The sequence below is a fragment of the Pseudomonas sp. SWRI154 genome (assembly GCF_014268645.1).
GTDB lineage: Bacteria > Pseudomonadota > Gammaproteobacteria > Pseudomonadales > Pseudomonadaceae > Aquipseudomonas > Aquipseudomonas marvdashtae.
The window spans coordinates 14,796-37,371 of sequence record NZ_JABWQW010000023.1 but is presented as its reverse complement, the minus strand read 5'-3'; the positions used below and the strand labels follow the sequence as shown (position 1 = coordinate 37,371).

The window sequence follows — 22,576 nt, the reverse complement described above, 5'->3', positions numbered from 1 at the left end:
TTTATGTGTCTCGGCAAGCGGCTGAATGGCACCATCATAGCGCAACGTGGTTGTACGATCACCGTACGTGGCGGCCTTATGGAACATTGCCGCCACAACAGTGTTCGTTAATGGCAGTCAGGCAACAACGGCCTGCTCCACCAGTTGGCCATTTTCAATACGTACATGTCGTGCATGGAAACGTTTCAGACTGCTTCGGTGGCCGACGCTGATGATGCTCAAGCCCGGCAACTGGTCGATCAACGCCTGGTACAGCGTCGCCTCGTCCTCCTCATCCATCGCCGATGTCGCTTCGTCCATGTACAACCAGAGCGGTGCATAAAGCAATGCGCGGGCGAAAGCCAGGCGTTGTTGCTCGCCGGGCGAGAGCATGCGCTGCCAGTGGTTGCTTTCGTCCAACCGCGAAACCAGGTGCGGCAGGCGGCAGGTTTCGAGCACCTGTGCATAACGTTCGTTGGGGTAGATATCACCGGCCTGTGGATAACTCAACACTTCGCGCAAGCTGCCAATCGGCAGGTAAGGCTTTTGTGGCAAGAACAGGTAACGCGCCGAAGGCAACAGAATGCTGCCATGCCCGGCAGGCCACAGATGCCCCATCGCCCGCAGCAAGGTGGACTTGCCGCTGCCGGAACGACCGCTGAGCATCACTCGCTCGCCCGGCTCTACATTCAGTTCGGCGTGGGTCAGCAGATGGCGACCGTCGGCCAGGTCCAGCCCAAGGTCGCGTACCTTCAATTCGTTGCCCTGGTTCTGCACATCGATCGCCGGTACGCGGTCTTCGTTGTCGCTCATTGCCTGGCGGAAGCTCAGCAAGCGGTCGCAAGTGGCGCGCCACGCGGCTAGGTCAGAGTAAGCGCTGATGAACCAGCTGAAATTCTCCTGCACGTTGCCGAACGCCGAGTTGATCTGCATGAGCTCGCCCAGCTGGATCTTGCCGGCGAAGTAGCGTGGCGCAGCAACGATGAACGGGAAGATGATTGCGATCTGGCCATAGCCGGAGGTGAAGAACGTCAGGCGCTTGGAGACGCGCATGATGTCCCAGAAGTTATGCCAGACCAGGCCAAAACGCCCGCTCAGGCGACGGTTCTCGTTCGGTTCGCCGTTGTACAGCGCAATGCTCTCGGCGTTTTCACGCACCCGCACCATGGAGAAACGCAGGTCGGCTTCGAAGCGTTGCTGGTTGTTGTTCAGGCCGATCAGACGACGACCAATCAAGTGCGTCAGCCAACTGCCCACCGCCGCATACACCAGCGCAGCCCAGAACATATAGCCGGGGATGGTGTAGCCGAACACTTCGATGCTGCCGGACACGCCCCACAGGATGATAGAGAACGACACCAGGCTGACCACCGTGCGCAGCAGCCCAAGTCCCAGGCCAAGGGTATTGGTAGTGAAACTGTTGAGGTCTTCGGAAATCCGCTGGTCGGGGTTATCGGTATAGCCGCCCTGCTCCAGCCGGTAATAATTCTTGTCGTTGAGCCAGCGAGCGAAGTGCTGCTCGGTGAGCCAGGCCCGCCAGCGGATCGTGAGCATCTGCGTGAGGTACAAGCGGTACACCGCACCGAGGATCGCCACCGCCGCGATGCCGCAGAAATACAGGATCAACCGCCAGAACGCCACGCTGTCCTTCTCTTGCAGGGCGTTGTAGAAATCCTTGTACCAACTGTTGATCCACACCGAGATCGCCACGCTGAACAACGACAGCGCGATGACAGCGATCAACAGCGTCCAGGCCTTGCCCTTCTCCTCACTGCGCCAGTACGGCGTGGTCATTTGCCAGACACGACGGAAAAACTGGCCGCGCACCGCGTCGTTGACCGCGGAATATTCAGCGTTCTGATTCATGGTTCAAGGCTCGATAAAGGGAAAACTCGGGCCGATCATAAAGCAACGGCCCGAAGTGTCGCGAGGGTGGACAGCATTCGTTCAGCGCAGGTTCAGCGACGTACCGGACGCTTCTGCAATTTGCGCTGCAGGGTGCGCCGGTGCATGCCCAAGGCGCGAGCGGTGGCGGAGATGTTGCCTTCGTGCTCGGTCAGCACGCGCTGGATGTGTTCCCACTGCAGGCGGTCCACCGACATGGGGTTTTCCGGCACCAGGGTGTCGAGGTCGGCGTGCTCGGACAGCAACGCGGCCAGCACGTCGTCGGCATCCGCCGGTTTGCACAGGTAATTGCAGGCACCGCGCTTGATGGCCTCGACCGCCGTGGCGATGCTCGAATAACCGGTGAGGATCACCACGCGCATTTCCGGGTCCAGCTCCAGTAGCTTGGGCAGCAGCACCAGGCCCGAATCGCCGTCCATCTTCAGGTCGAGGGCAGCGTAATCGGGCAAGTCAGCCTGGGCGATGGTCAGGCCTTCTTCGGCGGAACCGGCGGTGCTGACGCGAAAACCACGCCGGGACATGGCGCGGGCCATGACGCGGGTGAAGGTGGCATCGTCATCTACCAGCAGCAGGTGCGGCAGTTCTTCGCCGTCGACTTGGATCTCGTCACTCATATTCGTCTCCTCGGTCGGCATGGGGCAGGCGCAGCTCGGTGAGCGTGCCGCCTTCCTCATGGGGGTAGAGTTTCACCGAGCCGCCGGCGCGTGTCACGCTGGCCTTGCTCAAAAACAGGCCCAGGCCGAAACCTTTGCCCTTGGTGGTGAAAAATGGTTTGCCGATCTGCTCGGCAATCGCCAGCGGCACACCGGCGCCATGGTCGCGGATGCAAATCGTCAGCTCATAGGCGTCCCAGTCCAGTACCACTTCCAGGCCCTCGGGGCAGGCATCGGCGGCATTGTTCAGCAGGTTCAGCAACGCCTGAGTCAGGTCCGGTGGCGGCGCCATGCGCGGCACCGTGCCCTTGCCCAGGCACTGGAAGCGATAACTGGCCTCCGGACGCATCAGGTGCCAGCGATTCAGGGCATCGTCGAGCCAGAAAGTGACCGCCTGCATGTCGATGTCCAGCCGGCGATTGGCCTCGGCCGCGCGCACCAGGTATTGCAGGGTCTCCTTGCAGAGCTTGACCTGGTCCTGCAGCACGCTGAGGTCTTCCTGCAACGCAGGGTCTTTATGGTCCTGGCGCATTTCCTTGAGCAGCACGCTCATGGTCGCCAGCGGCGTGCCCAACTCATGGGCCGCGCCGGCGGCCTGGGTCGCCACGGCCAGCAATTGCTCGTCGCGCAGGCCTTCTTCGCGGCGGATCGCCCGCAACTCTTCCTGACGGCGTAGCTCCTCGGCCATGCGCGCGGCAAAAAACGTGATGACCGCCGCGGCCAAGGCGAAACTCAGCCACATGCCGTAGATCTGCAGGTTTTCCCGAGCGATGGGGAAGGTTTCCAGCGGATAGAACCGCGCCAGCAGCAGCGTGTACAGCGCCAGGGCGATACCGGACAGGATCAGCGAAAAGCGCCACGGCAACGTCACGGCGGCGATGGTCAGCGGCACCAGGTAATAGGAAACGAAGGGGTTGGTGGAGCCGCCGGAAAAATACAGCAGCGCGCTGTGGATAAACAGGTCGCAGGCCAGTTGCACGGCATACTCAAGCTCGGTCACGGGCCAGGACGTGCGCAGGCGAATCGCCGTCAAGGCGCACAGCACGCTGGAGCACGCCAGGGTGATCGCCAGTTGCAGCCACGGCAGCGGCAGCAGGTCGAACCAATAGGCGAGCCCCACAGAACCAGCCTGCGCCGCGAGGACCAGGATGCGGATGAATGTCAGGCGCCAAAGGTTCTGGCGAGAGGCGGAAGTCATTTGCAAAGGGGCGAGCATGAGCTCTCCTGATGAGCGCTCCAGGCGGATCGCACGGAGTATAACCAAGGCGCGGCGGGCAGAGGCAGATATGCGGCAAAGCGACACAGGGAGCAGCTGCAAGCTGCAAGCTGCAAGCTGCAAGCTGCAAGCTGCAAGCTGCAAGCTAGAGGCTACAGTTACAAGCTTTTACTTGCAGCTTGAAGCTAGTAGCTTGAAGCTGCATTTTTTCCCAAGGAGCTTTCATGCACACGTTCAGTCGCCCCGCCGCCCTGCTCGCCCTCAGCCTCGGCGCCGTCGCCAGCCTGCCGGCCCTGGCCGCCGATGAGCTTCACTACAACCAGATCTCCCTGCGCGCCGAAGCCAGCCAGGAAGTGGCCCGCGACCTGATGATCGTTACCCTCTACACCGAGGAACAGAACACCGACCCGGCCAAACTCGCCGCCGCCGTCAGCACCACGCTGAACAAAGCCATCGGCCAGGCCAAGCAAGTCAAGGACATCAACCTGCGCCAGGGCAGCCGCAACAGCTACCCGGTCTACGACAACAAGGGTGGGAAAATCACCGGCTGGCGCGAACGCGCCGAGCTGCGCCTGGAAAGCGCCGACTTCGCCGCCCTGTCCAAACTCACCGGCGAACTGCTCACCGACATGAAAATGGCCGGCATGGACTTCGCCATCGCCACCGCCACCCGCCAGACCAGCGAAGACGCCCTGCTCAAGGACGCCGTCAACGCCTTCAAGGCCCGCGCCCAACTGGCCACCGAAGCCTTGGGTGGCAAGGGTTATAAAATCGTCAACCTGAACTTCAACACCAACGGCTACCCACAACCGTACATGCGCCCGCAAATGATGATGAAAGCGGCGTCCATGGATGCGGAGTCGGTCACGCCGGAAGTGGAAGCGGGCACCAGCAAAGTGACGATGACCGCGGATGGGGTGGTTGAGGTGTTGATGCAGTAAAGTTGGCGGTGGTCCTGATCGTTCCCACGCTCCGCGTGGGTATGCAGCCCGGGACGCTCTGCGTCCCTTCCAAAGCCGAACGCAGAGCGTCCGTAGAGGCATTCCCACGCGGAGCGTGGGAACGATCATAACTAAGGTGCCGGGGTGGCTGGTGCTTCAAGCTGATCCAACGCCTTGTCCACCAACAGCTGGCACAACTCAACCAACTGATGAATCCCCAACGCCACGCTGCGCCGCGTGCCCTCCACTTCGAAGGCCAGGTCTTCGGCCATGGCTTTTATCGAGGCCAGGGTTTCGGAGGTGCTGGTCAGTAAGGTGTCGGCGTCGGCTTTGGCCGTGACGGAAAACAGGCTGTCGATGCGCGGATCGGTGCTGGGCTCTGGAGGCTTTGGGTTGAGGTAATGATTGAGGGCCCGATCGGCGGCGGCTCGGTCTTTTAGCAGATCTTCGATGGCGTCGAATTCGGCTAGAGGGTTTGTTCTGTTGAAGGGTGGGTCCGGGACTGACTTATCCATTTATTTGTACCTATTTAGTGATGAGGACCATCACTTGCCGTTTCTCACTCGGCAAAGTGGTGGCAGCTATGTGCAGGGGTGAGAAATCCGAGAATAGGTACTCGGCCAGACCGAAGCCTGCCCGCACACAGCCGCCATAACGCATTTACAGGCAGCGGATAAGCTGACGGCAATTATGCAGGTACAGAGGCTGGATGCCTATTATTCGGGTTTCTCACGCCCGGCCGCTGAATTGGCAGCGACATTCAAAGGTTAGAGAGCCAACTTCCGAGGGACAACCCTAAAAACATGTCGGATATTTCGTTATCCAAGCCCGAACGTTCCTACCCTTTCGAAGGACGCAGCCGCCTGACGGCTCGATACAAAACCCGTGGCGAGGGAGCTTGCTCCCGCTGGGCTGACGGGTGTACGAGCGGGAGAGCCAGGTCGGCTATTAGGCCGCCTCGGCCCGGCTTTTGATCTGGGGGCCCCGTTAACCACGATGGCTGAACGCAGGTATTGCGCAGTGGGCAATCCGGCATGGATGCCGGGTTAGCCGCGCTGGGCCATGGATGGCCCTTCGCGGCGGCCCACGGAGCAATGCCTGCGTTCAGGCACACCGAGCCTAGGCGAGGTGCCGAGTGGTGGGGCAAGCCTTTTTTGCTTACTTTTTTTGGCGCTTGAAAAAAAGTGAGTCGCCGTCAGGGCGGAACCCTAAGTAGCCGTTACCGCAGCAACGGATATGTACCCCGTCAATAGCTAAAAGGCCGCCTCACCCCGAAGCACGCCCCCCAGGCGCCAATCACGAAAGCCAAAGGTTGCGCCAGGCGCCACCCTCGACTCATGGGCAATGCCGGTGCATCGATCGAACCCTGGACCGAAGATAACGGCGACCCCAACAGCGATAAACAAAAAGGGCCGGATCTCAAACTCAGCCCATTCGGCCTTACACCCTTCTACGGCGTGGGTTTGAACAAGTAAAACCCGCCCCAGGCAGGTGCACCGCGCGCTCGCGACGCACCGGCACGGAGCGCCTTTTGCCCCAAAAAAGCCGGCGCAAACGGTCAAATGCGTCAAAAGTTATAAAAATGCGACATTAAGGTACGTTCGTGCCACTGTTTCAGGCTTGAAACCGCTCTGGATCTTGCATTGGGTATGGGGCCTGCATAAGTATCCGCAGGACGACTCACGAGGTCGCCCTCAAATCCAAAAATGACAACAAATCATGAGGCCAACATGCTTAAACAAGCGGTCATTCCGTTTTTAGTCGGCGCAAGCTTACTAGCCAGCGCTCCTTTCGCTTCCGCCGCGACTAACCTGGTGTTCTGCTCCGAAGGCAGCCCGGCCGGTTTTGACCCTGGTCAGTACACCACCGGAACCGACTTCGACGCCTCTGCAGAAACCATGTTCAACCGCCTGACTCAGTTCGAACGCGGCGGCACCGCCGTAATTCCTGGCCTGGCCACCAAGTGGGACATTTCCGAAGACGGCCTCTCCTATACCTTCCATCTGCGTGAAGGCGTCAAGTTCCACACTACCCCGTACTTCAAGCCGACCCGCGAATTCAACGCCGACGACGTGCTGTTCACCTTCAACCGCATGATCAACAAGGACGACCCTTTCCGTAAGGCGTACCCGACCGAATTCCCGTACTTCACCGACATGGGGATGGACACCAACATCACCAAGATCGATAAAGTCGACGACCACACCGTCAAGTTCACCCTGAAAGATGTAGACGCCGCGTTCATCCAGAACCTGGCCATGAGCTTCGCTTCGATCCAGTCCGCCGAATACGCCGCCCAGCTGCTCAAGGATGGCAAGGCCCCTGACATCAACCAGAAGCCTGTCGGCACCGGCCCATTCGTCTTCAAGAGCTACCAGAAAGACTCCAACATCCGCTACACCGGGAACAAGGACTACTGGAAGCCTGACGACGTTAAGATCGACAACCTGATCTTCGCCATCACCACCGATCCGTCGGTGCGTATCCAGAAGCTGAAGAAGAACGAGTGCCAGATCACCCTTTTCCCACGCCCGGCCGACCTCAAGGCCCTCAAGGACGACAAAGCACTGAAGATGCCTGACCAGGCGGGTTTCAACCTGGGTTATGTGGCTTACAACGTGATGGACAAAGTCAAAGGCGACGACAAGCCCAACCCACTGGCTGACCTGCGCGTTCGTCAAGCCTTGGACATGGCCGTGAACAAGCAACAGATCATCGACTCTGTGTACCAAGGTGCGGGCCAGCTGGCGGTCAACGCCATGCCACCGACCCAGTGGTCCTACGACACCATCATCAAAGATGCCAAATACGACCCTGAAAAAGCCAAGGCGCTGCTCAAGGAAGCCGGCGTCAAGGAAGGCACAGAGATCGTTCTGTGGGCCATGCCGGTCCAGCGTCCGTACAACCCGAACGCCAAACTGATGGCCGAAATGCTGCAGAACGACTGGTCCAAGATCGGCCTGAAGGTCAAGATCACCAGCTACGAATGGGGCGAGTACATCAAGCGCTCCAAGGGCGGCGAGAACCAGGCCATGATCATTGGCTGGAGCGGTGACAACGGTGACCCGGACAACTGGCTCAACGTGCTGTTCGGCTGCGACTCGCTGGCAGGCAACAACTTCTCCAAATGGTGCGACAAGAAATTCGACGGCCTCGTCAAGGAAGCCAAGCGCACCACCGACCAGGCCAAGCGCACCGAACTCTACAAACAGGCGCAACACGTCCTCAAGGATGCTGTGCCAATGACACCTATCGCTCACTCGACGGTGTACCAACCCATGCGCGCCAACGTGCAGGACTTCAAGATCAGCCCCTTTGGCTTGAACTCCTTCTACGGCGTCAGCGTCAGCAAGTAACGATGGGCAACGGCGACGTTTTCAACGTCGCCGTTGCTTTATCTGCCGAGACCAAGACCCAGGAAATTGCCTACATCCAAAAGCACTGCGTACCACAGCAGCTGGTTTAGGACGTGTCGCCTTTTCCCACAAGTCTTTCAGGCATTACGCATATACCGCCTGGTCCACGACTCTTACCGTCGGGGCTGGACGGTTTGCCAATCCTGCGGCAACGCTGTTTACGCAATGGAATGAGCCCCAGTGCCCCGGACCTGTCCCCGGAAGGACGCCGGTTCACTGCCAAACACCCCGAACGAGAGAGGGAGCGTCATGCGCCATACCTTGGTTTTATCCGCATTGCTGGGCACCGGCCTGCTGGCCGCGACATCCGCCACCCAAGCCGCCGGTGGCAGCCTGGTGTTCTGTTCCGAAGGCAGCCCCGCCGGTTTTGACACCGCGCAATACACCACGGCAACCGATAACGATGCCGCCGAACCGCTGTACAACCGCCTGGCCGAGTTTGAAAAAGGCGCGACCAATGTCGTTCCGGGCCTGGCGACAAGCTGGGACATTTCCGAAGACGGCTTGAAGTACACCTTCCACCTGCGCGAAGGGGTGAAATTTCATACCACCGATTACTTCACGCCGACTCGGGATTTCAACTCGGACGACGTGCTGTTCACCTTCAACCGCATGCTTGATCCGCAACATCCGTTCCGCAAGGCCTACCCCACCGAGTTCCCATACTTCAACGGCATGAGCCTGAACAAGAATATCGCCAAGGTGGAAGCGACCGGGCCGTTGACCGTGGTTATGACACTCAACAGCGTGGACGCTGCGTTCATCCAGAACATCGCCATGAGCTTCGCCTCGATCCTCTCGGCCGAATACGCGGATCAGTTGCTCAAGGTCGGCAAGCCGAGCGACATCAATCAGAAGCCGATCGGCACCGGGCCGTTCGAATTCAAGAGCTATCAGAAAGACTCCAACATCCGCTATGTCGCCAACGAGAAATACTGGGCACCGGAGCGGGTGAAGCTGAAAAACCTGATTTTCTCCATCAACACCGATGCGTCGGTACGGGTGCAGAAACTCAAGGCCAACGAATGCCAGGTCACCCTGCATCCGCGCCCGGCCGACGTGCCGGCCTTGAAGAATGACCCCAAGCTGCAATTGATCGAGAAGCCGGGCTTCAACCTCGGCTACATCGCCTATAACACCCGCCACAAGCCGTTCGACCAGGTCGAAGTGCGCCGGGCGCTGGACATGGCGGTGAACAAGCAAGGCATTCTCAACGCCGTGTATCAGGGCGCGGGGCAACTGGCACAGAACGCCATGCCACCGACCCAATGGTCCTACGATGAGACCATCAAGGACACGCCCTACAACCCGGAAAAGGCCAAGGAGCTACTCAAGGCCGCCGGCGTCAAGGAAGGCACCGAGATCACCCTCTGGGCCATGCCGGTACAGCGCCCGTACAACCCCAACGCCAAGCTGATGGCCGAGATGCTCCAGGCCGACTGGGCGAAGATCGGCTTGAAGGTGAAGATCGTCAGCTACGAATGGGGCGAGTACATCAAGCGCACCAAGAACGGCGAGCACGACATCAGCCTGATCGGCTGGACCGGCGACAATGGCGACCCGGACAACTGGCTGGGCACGCTGTACAGCTGTGACGCCATTGGCGGCAACAACTACTCCATGTGGTGCGATCAGGATTACGACAAGCTGATCAAGCAGGCCAAGGTCGTCACCGACCGCGACCAGCGCACCGTGCTCTACAAACAGGCCCAGCAATTGCTCAAGCAGCAAGTGCCGATCACCCCTGTTGCCCACTCGACGGTCAACCAGCCGCTGAGTGTCAAAGTCGAAGGATTCAAGGTCAGCCCCTTCGGTCGCAACGTCTTCTCGGGCGTCAGCCTGAACCCATAACCGTCTAGCCACACAGCGCGGGCTTCCCTTTGGAAGCCCCACGCCGACGTCTTGCCGTAATTCGCCAATCAGGCGCCAAGCAAACGTTTGCAAGCTGTGAATGAGTTGTAAACCGATAGCCGTATCACCAAAAAAGAACGGCATAAAAAAGAAAGAAAAAGGAGCGTTACCGATGAAACTGAGCAGCACCGCGATACTGGCCTTGGCCATCAGCAGCATTAGCGCGACGGCATACGCAGAGTCGCAAAGCCAGGCGGTCACCCCGGTGACCCTCAAGACCACCAGTGAGCAAAGCGAAGCCAAGGGCTTCATCGATGGCCAGTCCATCACTGGCAGCACGCGCAACTGGTACGCCAACGAGCAATTCAAGCGCGGCGCGAAACTCACCTATCGCAAGAACGGTGAAGCACGCGAGACCGACCGCCGGATCAACTGGGTGCAAGGCACCATCGTCAAGTACAACTCGGGCTTCACCGAAGGCACCGTGGGCTTCAGCACCGAAGTGGCGGCTTACAATGCCATCGCCCTGGACCAGGATCGCAAGGACCTGGCGTCCAACAACGGCGGTGCACCGACCACCCGTCCAGGCGCCGGCAACAACCGTACCCTGACCCGCGAAGGCGGCGACGCCGTGGGCCAGTGGAGCAAACTGGGCCTGGCCAACCTCAAGGCCCGGGTTTCCAACACCACCCTGACCGCTGGTCGCCAGAACTTCAGCAGCCCGATGGTCGACGTGATCGGCAACCGTGCCCTGCCTTCCAGCTTCCAGGGCGTGAGCCTGCACAGTGTAGAGTTCGAAAACCTGGGCTTGGACATCGCCACCTTCGACCGTAACTCGCCGCGTACCGAAGAGAGCCAGCGCAAGTTCCGCTCCGAATACGGTGACAGCAGCGTCGAGACCGATCACGTCAACACCGCCGGTATCACTTACCAGCCACTGGCCAGCCTGAAGACCAGCCTCTGGGCAACCCAGGCCGAGGACATGTGGAACCAGTACTACTTCGGTGCCACCCATGAACTGGGCGACAGCTCGGTGCTGAGCCTGACCACCGGCCTGAACTACTACAAGACCGTGGACTCGGGCAAAAGCAAGCTGGGCGAGATCGACAACGACACCTACTCCCTGTCGTTCGGCCTGACGCACCAGGCCCATAGCCTGACGTTCTCGTACCAGGAAGTGAACGGTAACGAGTACTTCGACTACCTGCACGAAACCAACGGCATCTACCTGGCCAACTCCCTGCTGTCGGACTTCAACGGCCCGAACGAGAAGTCCTTCCAGATCGCCTATGGCCTGAACATGGCTGAATACGGCGTGCCAGGCCTGAAGTTCAACATCTACCAGGCACGCGGCTGGGGCATCGACGGTACGCACTACAACAGCACCGGTTATAGCGACGTGCGGGCCATGGACGGTGAGCACCACTACGAATACGGCGTCGGCGCGTCCTATGCCGTACAGAGCGGCCCCCTGAAAGCCACCGCGATCCGTGCGACCTACACCGCACACCGCGCCAGCGAAAACCAGGCCGACGGTAGCCTCAACGAATTCCGCCTGGTCACCACCATTCCGTTCAACATTCTCTAAACTGCCACCGACGGTCGACCCATAAGGTCGACCGCTCGGTTTTTTTGCCGTTCAACCGATTGCAGAGGATTGACGATGAACATGATTCCCCTACGCGCCGCCATCGCCGCCGCGCTGCTGAGTGTCGCCGTTGGCGCCACGGCCAAACCCTTGGTGGTTTGTACAGAAGCCAGCCCGGAAGGCTTCGACATTGTCCAGTACACGACTGCAGTCACCGCCGACGCCGCGGCAGAAACCGTTTTCAATCGCCTGGCCGACTTCAAGCCCGGCACCACCGAAGTGATTCCGGCCCTGGCCGAATCCTGGGACATCAGCGACGACGGCCTGACGTACACCTTTCATCTGCGCAAAGGCGTCAAGTTCCACACCACCGAATACTTCAAGCCGACCCGCGACATGAACGCCGACGATGTGGTCTGGAGCTTCCAGCGCCAGCTGGACCCGAATCACCCGTGGCACAAACTGTCGAGCGTGGGTTTTCCGTACTTTGAAAGCATGGGCTTCAAGGAACTGCTGAAAAACGTCGAGAAAGTCGACGAGCACACGGTCAAATTCACCCTGACCCGCCGCGAAGCGCCATTCCTGGCCGACATCGCCATGGCCTTCTCTTCGATCTACCCGGCCGAATACGCCGACCAGTTGCTCAAGGCCAACAAAACCGGTGACCTCAACAGCAAGCCGATCGGCACCGGCCCGTTCGTCTTCCAGCGCTACAACAAGGACGCCCAGGTTCGCTTCAAGGCCAACCCGGACTACTTCCGTGGCAAGCCACCGGCCGATGCGCTGGTCTTGGCCATCGCCACCGACAACAACGTGCGCATGCAAAAGCTCAAGACCAACGAGTGCCAGATCGCGCTGTACCCCAAACCCGATGACATCCCCAGCATCAACAAGGACCCGAACCTGAAGGTCACCGAGCTGGATGCGATGACCGTCTCCTACACCGCCATGAACACCAGCCACAAATACATGAGCGACGTGCGGGTGCGCAAAGCCATCGACCTGGCCTTCGACAAGGAAGCCTACGTCAACGCGCTGTTCGGCAAAGGCAACGCCACCGTGGCGGTCAACCCCTACCCGCCAACCCTGCTGGGCTACAACCACGAGCTGAAGAACCCGGCCCGCGACCTCGACAAGGCGCGCCAGTTGCTCAAGGAAGCCGGCGTGCCGGAAGGCACCGTGTTCACCCTGTTCACCCGCAACGGCGGCGGTCCGACCAACCCCAACCCGATGCTCGGCGCACAGATGATGCAGGCCGACCTGGCGAAAGTCGGGATCAAGGTCGATATCCGCGTGATGGAATGGGGCGAAATGCTCAAGCGCGCGAAAAACGGCGAGCACGACATGGTCTCCGCCGGATGGGCGGGCGACAACGGCGATCCGGATAATTTCCTGACGCCTATGCTCAGTTGCGAAGCCGCCAAGAACGGCGAAAACTATGCGCGCTGGTGCAATGAGAAATTCCAGGCGCTGCTCGACCAGGCACGCGCCACAGTGAACCCCGAGGAGCGCGCCAAGCTCTATGAACAGGCCCAGGTGATTTTCAACCAGGACCAGCCATGGATCAGCATGGCGCACACCCGGATGTTCACGGCAATGCGCAAGAACGTAGAGGGCTACGTGATTAGCCCGCTCACCACCAATAACTTCGCCACCACCCAGGTGAAGTAGATAAGAAAACGCCCGGCAACCCTGAGCCAGGGATTGCCGGGCACGCCTAACCGGCTGATGAGGTACACCTGAAGATGTTTAGTTTTATTGCCCGCCGACTGGGGTTATTGATCCCCACGTTCTTCGGCATCACCTTGCTGACCTTCGCGTTGATTCGCATGATCCCCGGCGACCCCGTGGAAGTGATGATGGGCGAACGTCGGGTCGATCCCGAAATGCACGCACAGGCAATGGAACGCCTTGGCCTCAACAAACCGCTGTATGCCCAATACCTGGACTACATCGGCAAACTGGCCCACGGCGATCTCGGCGAATCGCTGCGCACCCGTGAAAGCGTATGGACCGAGTTCAGCTCCCTGTTTCCCGCGACCTTGGAGTTGTCCTTGGCCGCGCTGTTGTTCGCCGGCATCCTGGGCCTGCTGGCCGGGGTGATCGCGGCACTCAAGCGAGGATCCCTGTTCGACCATGGAGTGATGGGCATCTCCCTGGCGGGGTATTCGATGCCGATCTTCTGGTGGGGCCTGATCCTGATCATGTTCTTCTCGGTGTCCCTGGGCTGGACACCGGTGTCGGGGCGGATCGACCTGCTCTACGACATCGAGCCGAAAACCGGCTTCATGCTGATCGACACGCTGCTCGCCGATGAACCGGGCGCGTTCCTCGATGCCCTGCATCACCTGATCCTGCCGGCCATCGTGCTGGGGACCATTCCGCTGGCGGTGATCGCCCGCATGACTCGTTCCTCGATGCTCGAAGTGCTGCGCGAAGACTACATCCGCACCGCCAAGGCCAAGGGCCTGTCGCCGTCGCGCGTGGTGTTCGTGCATGGCCTGCGCAACGCGCTGATCCCGGTGCTGACGGTGGTCGGCCTGCAAGTCGGCACGCTGCTGGCCGGTGCGGTCCTGACCGAAACGATCTTCTCCTGGCCGGGCATCGGCAAGTGGCTGATCGAAGCCATCGGCGCCCGGGACTATCCCGTGGTGCAGAACGGCATCCTGTTAATCGCCTGCCTGGTGATTCTGGTCAACTTCGTCGTGGACATCCTCTACGGCTTTGCCAACCCACGCATCCGTCACCAGCGCTGAGATCAAGACCATGAGTACTCCAACTACCGCGGTAGCAGTCGATCAAAGCCTGCTGTACCCATCCCCGTACAAAGAATTCTGGCAGGCGTTTTCCCGCAACAAGGGCGCCGTGGCCGGGCTGCTGTTCATGATCCTGATCGTGTTCTGCGCACTCTTCGCGCCGTGGGTCGCGCCTCACGATCCGAGCGAGCAATACCGTGACTTCCTGCTGACGCCGCCGGCGTGGCTCGAAGGCGGGCAAATGCAATTCCTGCTGGGCACCGACGAACTGGGCCGGGACCTGCTGTCGCGCCTGATCCAGGGTTCGCGGCTGTCGCTGCTGATCGGCTTGTCGTCGGTGGTGATGTCGCTGATCCCGGGCATCCTGCTGGGGCTGTTCGCCGGGTTCTTCCCGCGCATCCTCGGCCCGACCATCATGCGCCTGATGGACATCATGCTCGCCCTGCCCTCGCTGCTGCTGGCCGTGGCGATCGTCGCCATCCTCGGCCCAGGCCTGATCAACACCGTGATCGCCATCGCCATCGTCTCGCTGCCGTCCTATGTGCGCCTGACCCGCGCCGCCGTGATGGGCGAGCTGAACCGCGACTACGTGACCGCTGCCCGCCTGGCCGGTGCCGGCCTGCCGCGCCTGATGTTCATCACCGTGCTGCCCAACTGCATGGCACCGTTGATCGTCCAGGCGACGCTGAGCTTTTCCTCGGCGATCCTCGACGCCGCCGCCCTGGGTTTCCTCGGCCTCGGCGTGCAACCGCCAACCCCCGAGTGGGGCACCATGCTGGCCTCGGCCCGCGACTACATCGAACGCGCCTGGTGGGTCGTGAGCCTGCCTGGCTTGACCATTTTGCTCAGCGTGCTGGCAATCAACCTGATGGGCGACGGGCTGCGCGATGCGCTGGACCCGAAACTCAAGAATGCCGCCTGAGGAGATTCCCATGTCACTGCTAGAAATCAAGAATCTCAACGTCCGCTTCGGCGACGCCACCGCCGTGCCGGTGGTCGACGGCCTCGACTTGAGCGTGGAAAAGGGCGAAGTTTTGGCCATCGTCGGCGAATCGGGCTCGGGTAAATCCGTGACCATGATGGCGCTGATGGGCCTGATCGAGCACCCCGGCATCGTCACCGCCGATGCGCTGAACTTCGACGGCAAGAACATGCTCAAGCTGAGCAACCGCCAGCGCCGGCAGATCGTCGGCAAAGACCTGGCGATGGTCTTCCAGGACCCGATGACCGCCCTCAACCCCAGCTACACCGTGGGTTTCCAGATCGAAGAAGTGTTGCGCCTGCACCTGAAGATGTCCGGCAAGACCGCCCGCAAGCGCGCCATCGAGCTGCTGGAAAAAGTCGAGATCCCCGGCGCCTCCAGCCGCATGGACGCCTACCCGCATCAACTGTCTGGCGGCATGAGCCAGCGCGTGGCGATAGCCATGGCGATTGCCGGCGAGCCAAAACTGCTGATCGCCGACGAGCCGACCACCGCTTTGGACGTAACCATCCAGGCGCAGATCATGGACCTGCTGCTTGCCCTGCAAAAAGAGCAGGACATGGGTTTGGTGCTGATCACCCACGACCTCGCCGTCGTGGCCGAAACCGCCCAGCGCGTGTGCGTGATGTATGCCGGCCAAGCCGTGGAAGTGGGCCAGGTGCCGGAGCTGTTCGACATTCCGGCTCACCCGTACAGCGAAGCGCTGCTGGCGGCGATTCCGGAGCACAGCATGGGCGCCGAGCGCCTGGCGACGTTGCCGGGCATCGTGCCCGGTCGCTACGACCGTCCGCAGGGCTGCCTGCTGTCGCCGCGCTGCCCGTACGTGCGCGATAACTGCCGCCAGGAGCGCCCAGCCCTCGACCCGAAATCCAACAGCCTCGCCCGCTGCTTCTACCCGTTGAACCAGGAGGTGGCGTGATGGCCGTCGTACTTACCGCCCGTGACCTGACCCGTCATTACGAAGTGTCCCGTGGCATGTTCAAGGGCCATGCGACCGTGCGCGCCCTCAACGGTGTGTCGTTCGAACTCGAAGCCGGCAAGACCCTGGCCGTGGTCGGTGAATCCGGTTGCGGCAAATCCACCCTTGCCCGCGCCCTGACGCTGATCGAAGAGCCGTCTTCCGGCTCCTTGAAAATCGCCGGCCAGGAAGTGGCCGGCGCCAACAAGGCCGAACGCAAGCAACTGCGCAAAGACGTGCAGATGGTGTTCCAAAGCCCGTACGCGTCCCTTAACCCGCGGCAGAAAATCGGTGATCAACTGGCCGAGCCGCTGCTCATCAACACCAACCTGTCGGCCACCGAACGGCGCGATAAAGTCCAGGCGATGATGAAGCAGGTGGGCTTGCGCCCCGAGCATTACCAGCGCTACCCGCACATGTTCTCCGGCGGCCAGCGCCAGCGCATCGCCCTGGCCCGCGCCATGATGCTGCAACCCAAGGTGCTGGTGGCGGACGAACCGACCTCGGCGCTGGACGTGTCGATCCAGGCCCAGGTGCTGAACCTGTTCATGGACCTGCAGCAGGAATTCAACACCGCCTACGTGTTCATTTCCCACAACCTGGCGGTGGTGCAGCATGTCGCCGATGACGTGATGGTGATGTACCTCGGCCGCCCGGTGGAAATGGGCCCCAACGAAAACATCTACAGCCGCCCATTGCACCCGTACACCCAGGCGCTGCTGTCGGCCACCCCAACCATCCACCCGGACCCGAACAAGCCGAAGATCAAGATCGTCGGCGAACTGCCCAACCCGCTCAACCCGCCGTCCGGCTGCGCCTTCCACAAGCGCTGCCCGTACGCGACCGAGCGTTGCAAGACTGAGGAACCGGCCTTGCGCCCGCTTGATAACCGGTTGGTGGCGTGTCACTACGCCGAGCGGTTCCTCGACGGCGCGGCGTAAGGCTAAAAGGCAGCAAAGCACTTAAGGCAGAAAAGCCCTTGTGGCGAGGGGTGAATCTTCGTCTTGGGTAACGCACCCTGCATAAAAAACCCCGCCAGCCCCGACTGAGTATCAGTTTGGGCTGGAGGGGTTTTCTTTTTTCGGGAACGCCCATACAACATTGCATGACAACCGCCATACCGGCTCACTCGTGCCGTGCTTCACCGCTAAACTGCGCGAACCATGAATATCCAAAGGAGCAGGACATTGAACAAGGAACTTCCAACAGACTTTGAGCACTTCGTCGAGACACTGACGCGCTTGAGCAAGAAGAACGGCTTGACCCTGGGCCGGCTGAATCGCCAGGAGCTGGCGGTAATACTTTTGTACATCAGCTGCGCGCTCAAGCCCGGCGAACGCTATAGCGAACGTGAAGCCACCGCGCGGCTCGATCAATGGAAAACCCAATACGCCCCCATGCTGCGAAGCGATGTGGTGGAGCTGCGGCGTACGCTGATTGATGGCAACTACTGGATGCGAGAACCCGAAGGACGCGGTTATGAACTCGACGCGACCATTGCCGGCCATCCATTGTTCATCCGGCTCGGTGAGGAGCGTCTGGAAATGCGCATAGCCGAACAGCTGCTAGCGGCTGCCCACGCCCGCGAAGAACGCAAGAGAGCTGCGTTGCAAGGCTCCCCCCGCTAAGTGTGTCAAGGATCAGTGAGGGGAACTCCTGGCGTTCTCCTCCCCGGATCGCACCTATTGCACTCTGACAAACACGGCCTGCTCGGCAAGCGAACTCTGCGCATCCGCTGTGTGAAGCTCGGGAGCCCATCGGACAAAATTGCTCAGCACCCGTCCCTGCCCGCTACCGGGCAGCAGCAGGTGCATGTAAAGCCCGCTGTCAGACGAAGGAGCGACAACATCATTGGCGAACACGCGAAGGACCGGCTGACATAAAACGATGCCGCAAGCCCCCAACCGTGAATTGCGCGACAGCAGATAGTTGTCGTGACTGCCGAGTAGCGGGGTCTGGGCAAGTAACGTCGCGACGCGGTCATACAGCGCAGCCTCGCTGCAACGGTCGACATCATCGATCGCAATCAGTCGGGAGCCGTCCTTGACGACGTGTTGCCAAACAAATCGACTGCTCTGAAGAATGCTCGAAGCGTACTTCAAAAAGACCACGATCCAGCCGACTTCCGGATCGCTGCCATTGACGATACCCTCGGGCCAGCTCAGCGCTGTTTGCGTCTGCTCTCCCGTGTGCACCGGCGTTGCCCCGATATTCTTCGGATCCAGCCACGCGGCCGCGGCCCACAGGCGTGCTTCGGCTGCCTTGAAGTGCGTCGCCGATTCCATTGATAACCTGGACTGCGGCACGGCAGGAATTTGCGCCGGCAAATGGGCACTGAACCTGAAGCGGTCGACGATTGAGGCAGGCAACTCAACCTCATCGCCATGCAACAGCTGATGCTTGACTGCCGCATTGAAGCCGTCCAGATACCCGAGGATATTACTCTGCTCCATTCCCTGGCGATGCAGATAAAACAGACTCCATTGCTCAAAGCCGAACTGTGGCAACCACATGGAGTTTTGAGCGGTAAGAAAAAACCGCTCGGTAATGGATGCAGCCAGTTCGCTGTCCATCGTGTCGTGCGCCCAGTCGAAGCCCGACCCGGTGATGCCGTACTTCTCCCGATCATTCCAGATGGGTGTCAGCGGGTCGCAGTACCACACCTGCGCACGGAAGGTGTCCGGCCGAAAGGTTTCGATGAAGTCCAGGCTCTCTTGCACCGTGTCGATGGTTTCCCCTGGAAAGCCAATGATGAACGAGGCGTGTGTCGCAATGCCCACCGAGCGGAATGCACTGATGGCCTGTTCATAGTTCTTGCGTCGTGACGTCTTGCGCATCAATGCAAGCATCTTGTCGGAGGCAGACTCGATCCCCAGAAAAACGCCTTCGCACCCTGCGCGCGCCATCAGCTCGATGGTTTCCGGGTCGCCCTGGTCAGAGCGATAGAAGGAGTTCCACTTAAAGTTGTACTGGTTGTCGATCATCATCTGCATGATTTCTCGGAAGCGCTGCTTGGGCACATTGAATGTGTCATCCAGGAACGTCAGCGTATCCACAGTGCCGATTGCCTTCACCGCGTCCAGTTCGCGTTCTACATCGCTGGTGGACAAGTAGCGGTACTTACCGGCCCGTTGGGGAAAACCGCAGAATGCACAGGAGTAAGGGCACGACTTGGCTGTACGCGTGGACAAAAAACGTCCGATGCCGCGCGGTTCGAACAACTTGTAATTGACGAAATTTTCCTTCAGCTCGTTATATTCCGGCTCATCCGCACCGAACACCCACGTATCACCGTCCCATACCGCCGTGCGGCTCAAGCCGATGACTGAACGGTTCTGATTGAGCGCCTCCAGTACCTGGCGAAGTGTGTCCTCACCTTCATTGCTGTTGATATAGATATCACCGCCAAGAACACTCAAGTAGTCACCGAGCAGCTCGCGATCGTGGGCCTTGAACAGACCACCGATATAGGGCCCGCCGATGATGATCTGCACCTCAGGGGCAAAGGAACGCACGAAGTCCACAATCTCCTGCACCGGATGGGGCATCACATAGAGGGTCGTGGTGATGACCACCGCGTTGATTGTCCCGGATGCCAGTTTTTGCGCCAGAACGTCCTTCTCTTTCTGAAAAAGGTTGACGTAGTCAAAGGCAATGCCGTGCTTTTCGAGATAGGTACCCAACACCATCATAACCGGCCATAGAAAGTCGGCATTGTTCAGGTCCAGGTCGGCTAGCCCCTGCAATTCACGCGTCCTGTTCAGCACGCCCAATGCATGAAACCTCGAGCCCTCATAATTGACAAACGCCAAGCGCAGATCCCGTTTCGCTGCCGCTTCAGGTGCAAGTTGATCGAGCATCTGACAGTAGTCGTCAAACGAGAAATCATTGAAGCCGATAATCATGCATTTTTTAATGGGCATCGGGTCATTCCTCCCTGGAATGGAACGAGCAAATACTCGCGTTTCTACTACTTGGTGGGTTCAGCCGTGGGACGTGGCCCAACGTCGCGTGTCGGGAATGAAGTCCGCGATGTGGGTATAGGCCCCAGCCTCCATACATTTGTCGACGAACAGTTGGCCCACCACAAGATCCAGGACACCCAACCCAAATGGCGAGAAAATCAGCGGACGCGAACGGTTGATCAAGCTCGGGTTCTTCAGGACTTGCGCGAGCGTGCCGTGCACAAATGAGCGATCGCCGTACTTCTGTTCCGCCAGATGGGGGGAAGTATTGGCTTTCATGCAATGTTCCACGTCGTCAAATACGTTGAACGCATGCCAGATGATGTCCGGGCTGATATCGCGCAGCGAGACATTCAGAATGATCTGTCCGGGCGCAAAGACATCGTCTCCCGATACATAAGGCGTGCCTGCGCTGGTGGCAAAAACAACGATATCGGCAGCGCTGATAGCAGACTTCCAGTTCTCGACGAAACGCGCTTCCTGGCCTGTCCCGGCCTCTATGTGATGACGAAGCTCAGCGGCTGACCCCGCGTCCAAATCACAGACATTTACCTGACCGAACCTCCAGCCATCGGCCATGAAAAAATCAAAGATTGCGCGGGAAATCACCCCGGCGCCGACAAATGTAATTTTCACCGCCTCCTTCGGATCCGCCACCAGTGCCCTTGCAGCAAGTACTGCAGACGCCGCGGTTCTGGCCGCACTGATTTGCGAGGCTTCAAGGCATGCGACCGGGTAACCCGTTTCATAATCGTTGAGCAACAGGACGGCCGAGGCACGCTGTAGATTTTGCTCAATGTTCTTCGGATAACTGGCAATCCACTTGATGCCAGAAATGGGCGTGTCGTTGGCAATGGCAGCCGGCAAAGCAATGATCCGATCCGATTGACGCTCTTCGAACCTCAGGAAATAACTGTCGGGGTTATTGGTCAGGCCGGCATCGTGCTGCAAGTAGGTTTCTTCGACCAGACGCAGAATGTCCTCGCGCAACGAAGGCATCAGATTGGCGATCTGCGCGCCGGAAACGACGGTCAATGCATGGGACGACAGGTGTTGGGAGTCTTTCATGGAAGGTCTCATTGAATGGCATCGTGTTGTAAAACCGCTGTGTCACGAGCGCTTCCTTCGGCCTCCAGGAGACTGAATTGATCTAACGTTTCGTTCAGCAGATGTTTTAGTTTCAGCATGTTTCCAGGCGAGATTCTGTCGGCCTGGTACTGCAGCTTGATAAAGCAATGATCAGTCGTGACAGGTACCCACAAAAATAGCGGCCACGGTTGATAGTCGGGTAGCTGGACCTGGGAGACAGCGACACCGTCAAGATCCCAGCTTTCGAACGGGCTTTCGGCACCGATATGAATAGGCAGGCTTTGTCTGATTTCGGATTCGGCCATGATTTCACCGATAGAAAGACCGACGCTGTCGAAGGTTTCGTAGAGTGAGTCGGCGACATTGAGAATGTGAGCCTGCAACGACAATTTCGAGTCAACGCGTATTCGCAATGGAATGCGCGCCGACAAGTAGGCGACGACAGTCTGCGTGCCTTCCGTCCATCGCGGCGTCACATTGGTCTGGATCAAAAAATCGTCCGTCGCGCAAAAATGTGCGAGAGCGATAGACGCCGCCGCGGTGTAAACCACAAAAGGCGTTACATCCAACGTATTACAAAGTCGGTTGATGGCCCCATGAATCTCTACACCGGGGGTCATTACATCGAAGGTCGACTTGGCTTGCGCGCTCTCGCCGATGAGCAAACCCGGAATCAGCGGGATCTTCGCGTCCTTGAGATATTGTCGCCAGAACAGCGCCTGACGCTGATACTCATCCTTCTCCAACGGCGTTGCCAGCGTTTCATGATCGAAAGTGAGCGGCTCCAGCAACGGTTCCGGCGCGGCGGATATCAAACCGTTGTAGGCGGTCGCCAGATCGTCGAGGATGACCTCCAGCGACCAAGAGTCGACAACGATGTGGTGAATGATCAGTGCAAACAGACAACGATCATGCCCGAGTTTTTTCAGATAGGCCCTGAAGGGTATATCCACCTTCAGATCGAGCGGCCGTCGGCACAAGTGCTCGATACAGTCTTCCAGCCTGGACAACTCGAACGGTTCGCCATCGACGCTCAGTACGTCAGTTACCTCGGTTGCGGGAAAACGTCGAGGGCCTTCTTCCGTTTCATAGAAGTGGGACCGCAGTTGTTCGTGACGATTGACCACCGCGTCCACCGCTCGGCTGAACTGCGCAATGTTCAATGGCCCGTCCAGTACAAAACCAATGCTCACGCAGGCCGTTTCTGCGAGGTCGTAGGCGCTGGACGCGCTCCAATAATAGCGTTGATATGGGTTCAGTCCTTTGCCCGCCATTAC

The 22,576-nt window shown here is 59.5% G+C and carries 17 protein-coding genes; 10 read left to right on the top strand and 7 right to left on the bottom strand.

The window, feature by feature from the left end:
* Nucleotides 1–117: 117 nt before the first annotated feature.
* The 3 genes from HU806_RS19270 to HU806_RS19260 form a co-directional block, all read right to left on the bottom strand.
* Nucleotides 118–1,845 carry an ABC transporter ATP-binding protein/permease gene (locus tag HU806_RS19270; RefSeq protein WP_186613366.1) on the bottom strand — a complete coding sequence of 576 codons (1,728 nt, stop codon included), beginning with the start codon at nt 1,843–1,845 and terminating at the stop codon, nt 118–120.
* A 92-nt stretch (nt 1,846–1,937) separates the two neighbouring features.
* Nucleotides 1,938–2,498: a response regulator transcription factor gene (locus HU806_RS19265; protein ID WP_003177957.1), complete on the bottom strand. Its 561-nt coding sequence runs from the start codon at nt 2,496–2,498 to the stop codon at nt 1,938–1,940.
* Entirely contained in the window at nt 2,491–3,753 is a 1,263-nt protein-coding gene (locus tag HU806_RS19260) for an ATP-binding protein (RefSeq protein WP_186613364.1), read from the bottom strand. The genes HU806_RS19265 and HU806_RS19260 overlap by 8 nt, the downstream gene beginning before the upstream one ends.
* A gap of 224 nt (nt 3,754–3,977) precedes the next feature.
* Between HU806_RS19260 and HU806_RS19255 the strand changes: the two genes are divergently transcribed.
* Nucleotides 3,978–4,694, top strand: coding sequence for an SIMPL domain-containing protein (locus HU806_RS19255; RefSeq protein WP_186613362.1), 717 nt, complete (start codon nt 3,978–3,980; stop codon nt 4,692–4,694).
* A 131-nt stretch (nt 4,695–4,825) separates the two neighbouring features.
* Here the strand turns inward: HU806_RS19255 and HU806_RS19250 are convergent, their stop codons facing one another.
* On the bottom strand, nt 4,826–5,209 hold the full coding sequence (locus tag HU806_RS19250) for a DUF6124 family protein (RefSeq protein ID WP_186613360.1): 384 nt from the start codon (nt 5,207–5,209) through the stop codon (nt 4,826–4,828).
* 1,215 nt (nt 5,210–6,424) lie between these two features.
* Between HU806_RS19250 and HU806_RS19245 the strand changes: the two genes are divergently transcribed.
* From HU806_RS19245 to HU806_RS19205, 9 genes are all read left to right on the top strand, one after another.
* Nucleotides 6,425–8,050, top strand: a complete 1,626-nt coding sequence (locus HU806_RS19245; protein WP_186613358.1) for an ABC transporter substrate-binding protein — start codon at nt 6,425–6,427, stop codon at nt 8,048–8,050.
* A gap of 309 nt (nt 8,051–8,359) precedes the next feature.
* A complete protein-coding gene (locus HU806_RS19240; RefSeq protein ID WP_186613356.1) occupies nt 8,360–9,961 on the top strand; it encodes an ABC transporter substrate-binding protein in 1,602 nt (533 codons plus the stop codon).
* Between the two features lie 172 nt (nt 9,962–10,133).
* On the top strand, nt 10,134–11,549 hold the full coding sequence (locus tag HU806_RS19235; RefSeq protein ID WP_186613354.1) for an OprD family porin: 1,416 nt from the start codon (nt 10,134–10,136) through the stop codon (nt 11,547–11,549).
* Nucleotides 11,550–11,624: 75 nt separating this feature from the next.
* A complete protein-coding gene (locus tag HU806_RS19230) occupies nt 11,625–13,220 on the top strand; it encodes an ABC transporter substrate-binding protein (RefSeq protein WP_186613352.1) in 1,596 nt (531 codons plus the stop codon).
* A 74-nt stretch (nt 13,221–13,294) separates the two neighbouring features.
* A complete protein-coding gene (locus HU806_RS19225; RefSeq protein ID WP_186613350.1) occupies nt 13,295–14,305 on the top strand; it encodes an ABC transporter permease subunit in 1,011 nt (336 codons plus the stop codon).
* Nucleotides 14,306–14,315: 10 nt separating this feature from the next.
* Entirely contained in the window at nt 14,316–15,227 is a 912-nt protein-coding gene (locus HU806_RS19220; protein ID WP_186613348.1) for an ABC transporter permease subunit, read from the top strand.
* A gap of 10 nt (nt 15,228–15,237) precedes the next feature.
* A complete protein-coding gene (locus tag HU806_RS19215) occupies nt 15,238–16,206 on the top strand; it encodes an ABC transporter ATP-binding protein (protein WP_186613346.1) in 969 nt (322 codons plus the stop codon).
* A complete protein-coding gene (locus HU806_RS19210; RefSeq protein ID WP_186613345.1) occupies nt 16,206–17,186 on the top strand; it encodes a peptide ABC transporter ATP-binding protein in 981 nt (326 codons plus the stop codon). Before HU806_RS19215 ends, HU806_RS19210 begins: the two co-directional genes overlap by 1 nt.
* Nucleotides 17,187–17,432: 246 nt before the next feature.
* Nucleotides 17,433–17,873 carry a DUF2087 domain-containing protein gene (locus HU806_RS19205; RefSeq protein WP_186613343.1) on the top strand — a complete coding sequence of 147 codons (441 nt, stop codon included), beginning with the start codon at nt 17,433–17,435 and terminating at the stop codon, nt 17,871–17,873.
* A 54-nt stretch (nt 17,874–17,927) separates the two neighbouring features.
* Here the strand turns inward: HU806_RS19205 and HU806_RS19200 are convergent, their stop codons facing one another.
* Genes HU806_RS19200 through HU806_RS19190 form a run of 3 tightly spaced genes read right to left on the bottom strand, consistent with a single transcriptional unit; the run spans nt 17,928 to nt 22,573 of the window.
* On the bottom strand, nt 17,928–20,168 hold the full coding sequence (locus HU806_RS19200) for a PhpK family radical SAM P-methyltransferase (protein WP_186613341.1): 2,241 nt from the start codon (nt 20,166–20,168) through the stop codon (nt 17,928–17,930).
* Nucleotides 20,169–20,228: 60 nt separating this feature from the next.
* Nucleotides 20,229–21,278: a 2,3-diaminopropionate biosynthesis protein SbnB gene (gene sbnB, locus HU806_RS19195; protein WP_186613339.1), complete on the bottom strand. Its 1,050-nt coding sequence runs from the start codon at nt 21,276–21,278 to the stop codon at nt 20,229–20,231.
* 8 nt (nt 21,279–21,286) lie between these two features.
* Nucleotides 21,287–22,573 carry a condensation domain-containing protein gene (locus HU806_RS19190; RefSeq protein WP_186613337.1) on the bottom strand — a complete coding sequence of 429 codons (1,287 nt, stop codon included), beginning with the start codon at nt 22,571–22,573 and terminating at the stop codon, nt 21,287–21,289.
* Nucleotides 22,574–22,576 lie beyond the last annotated feature (3 nt).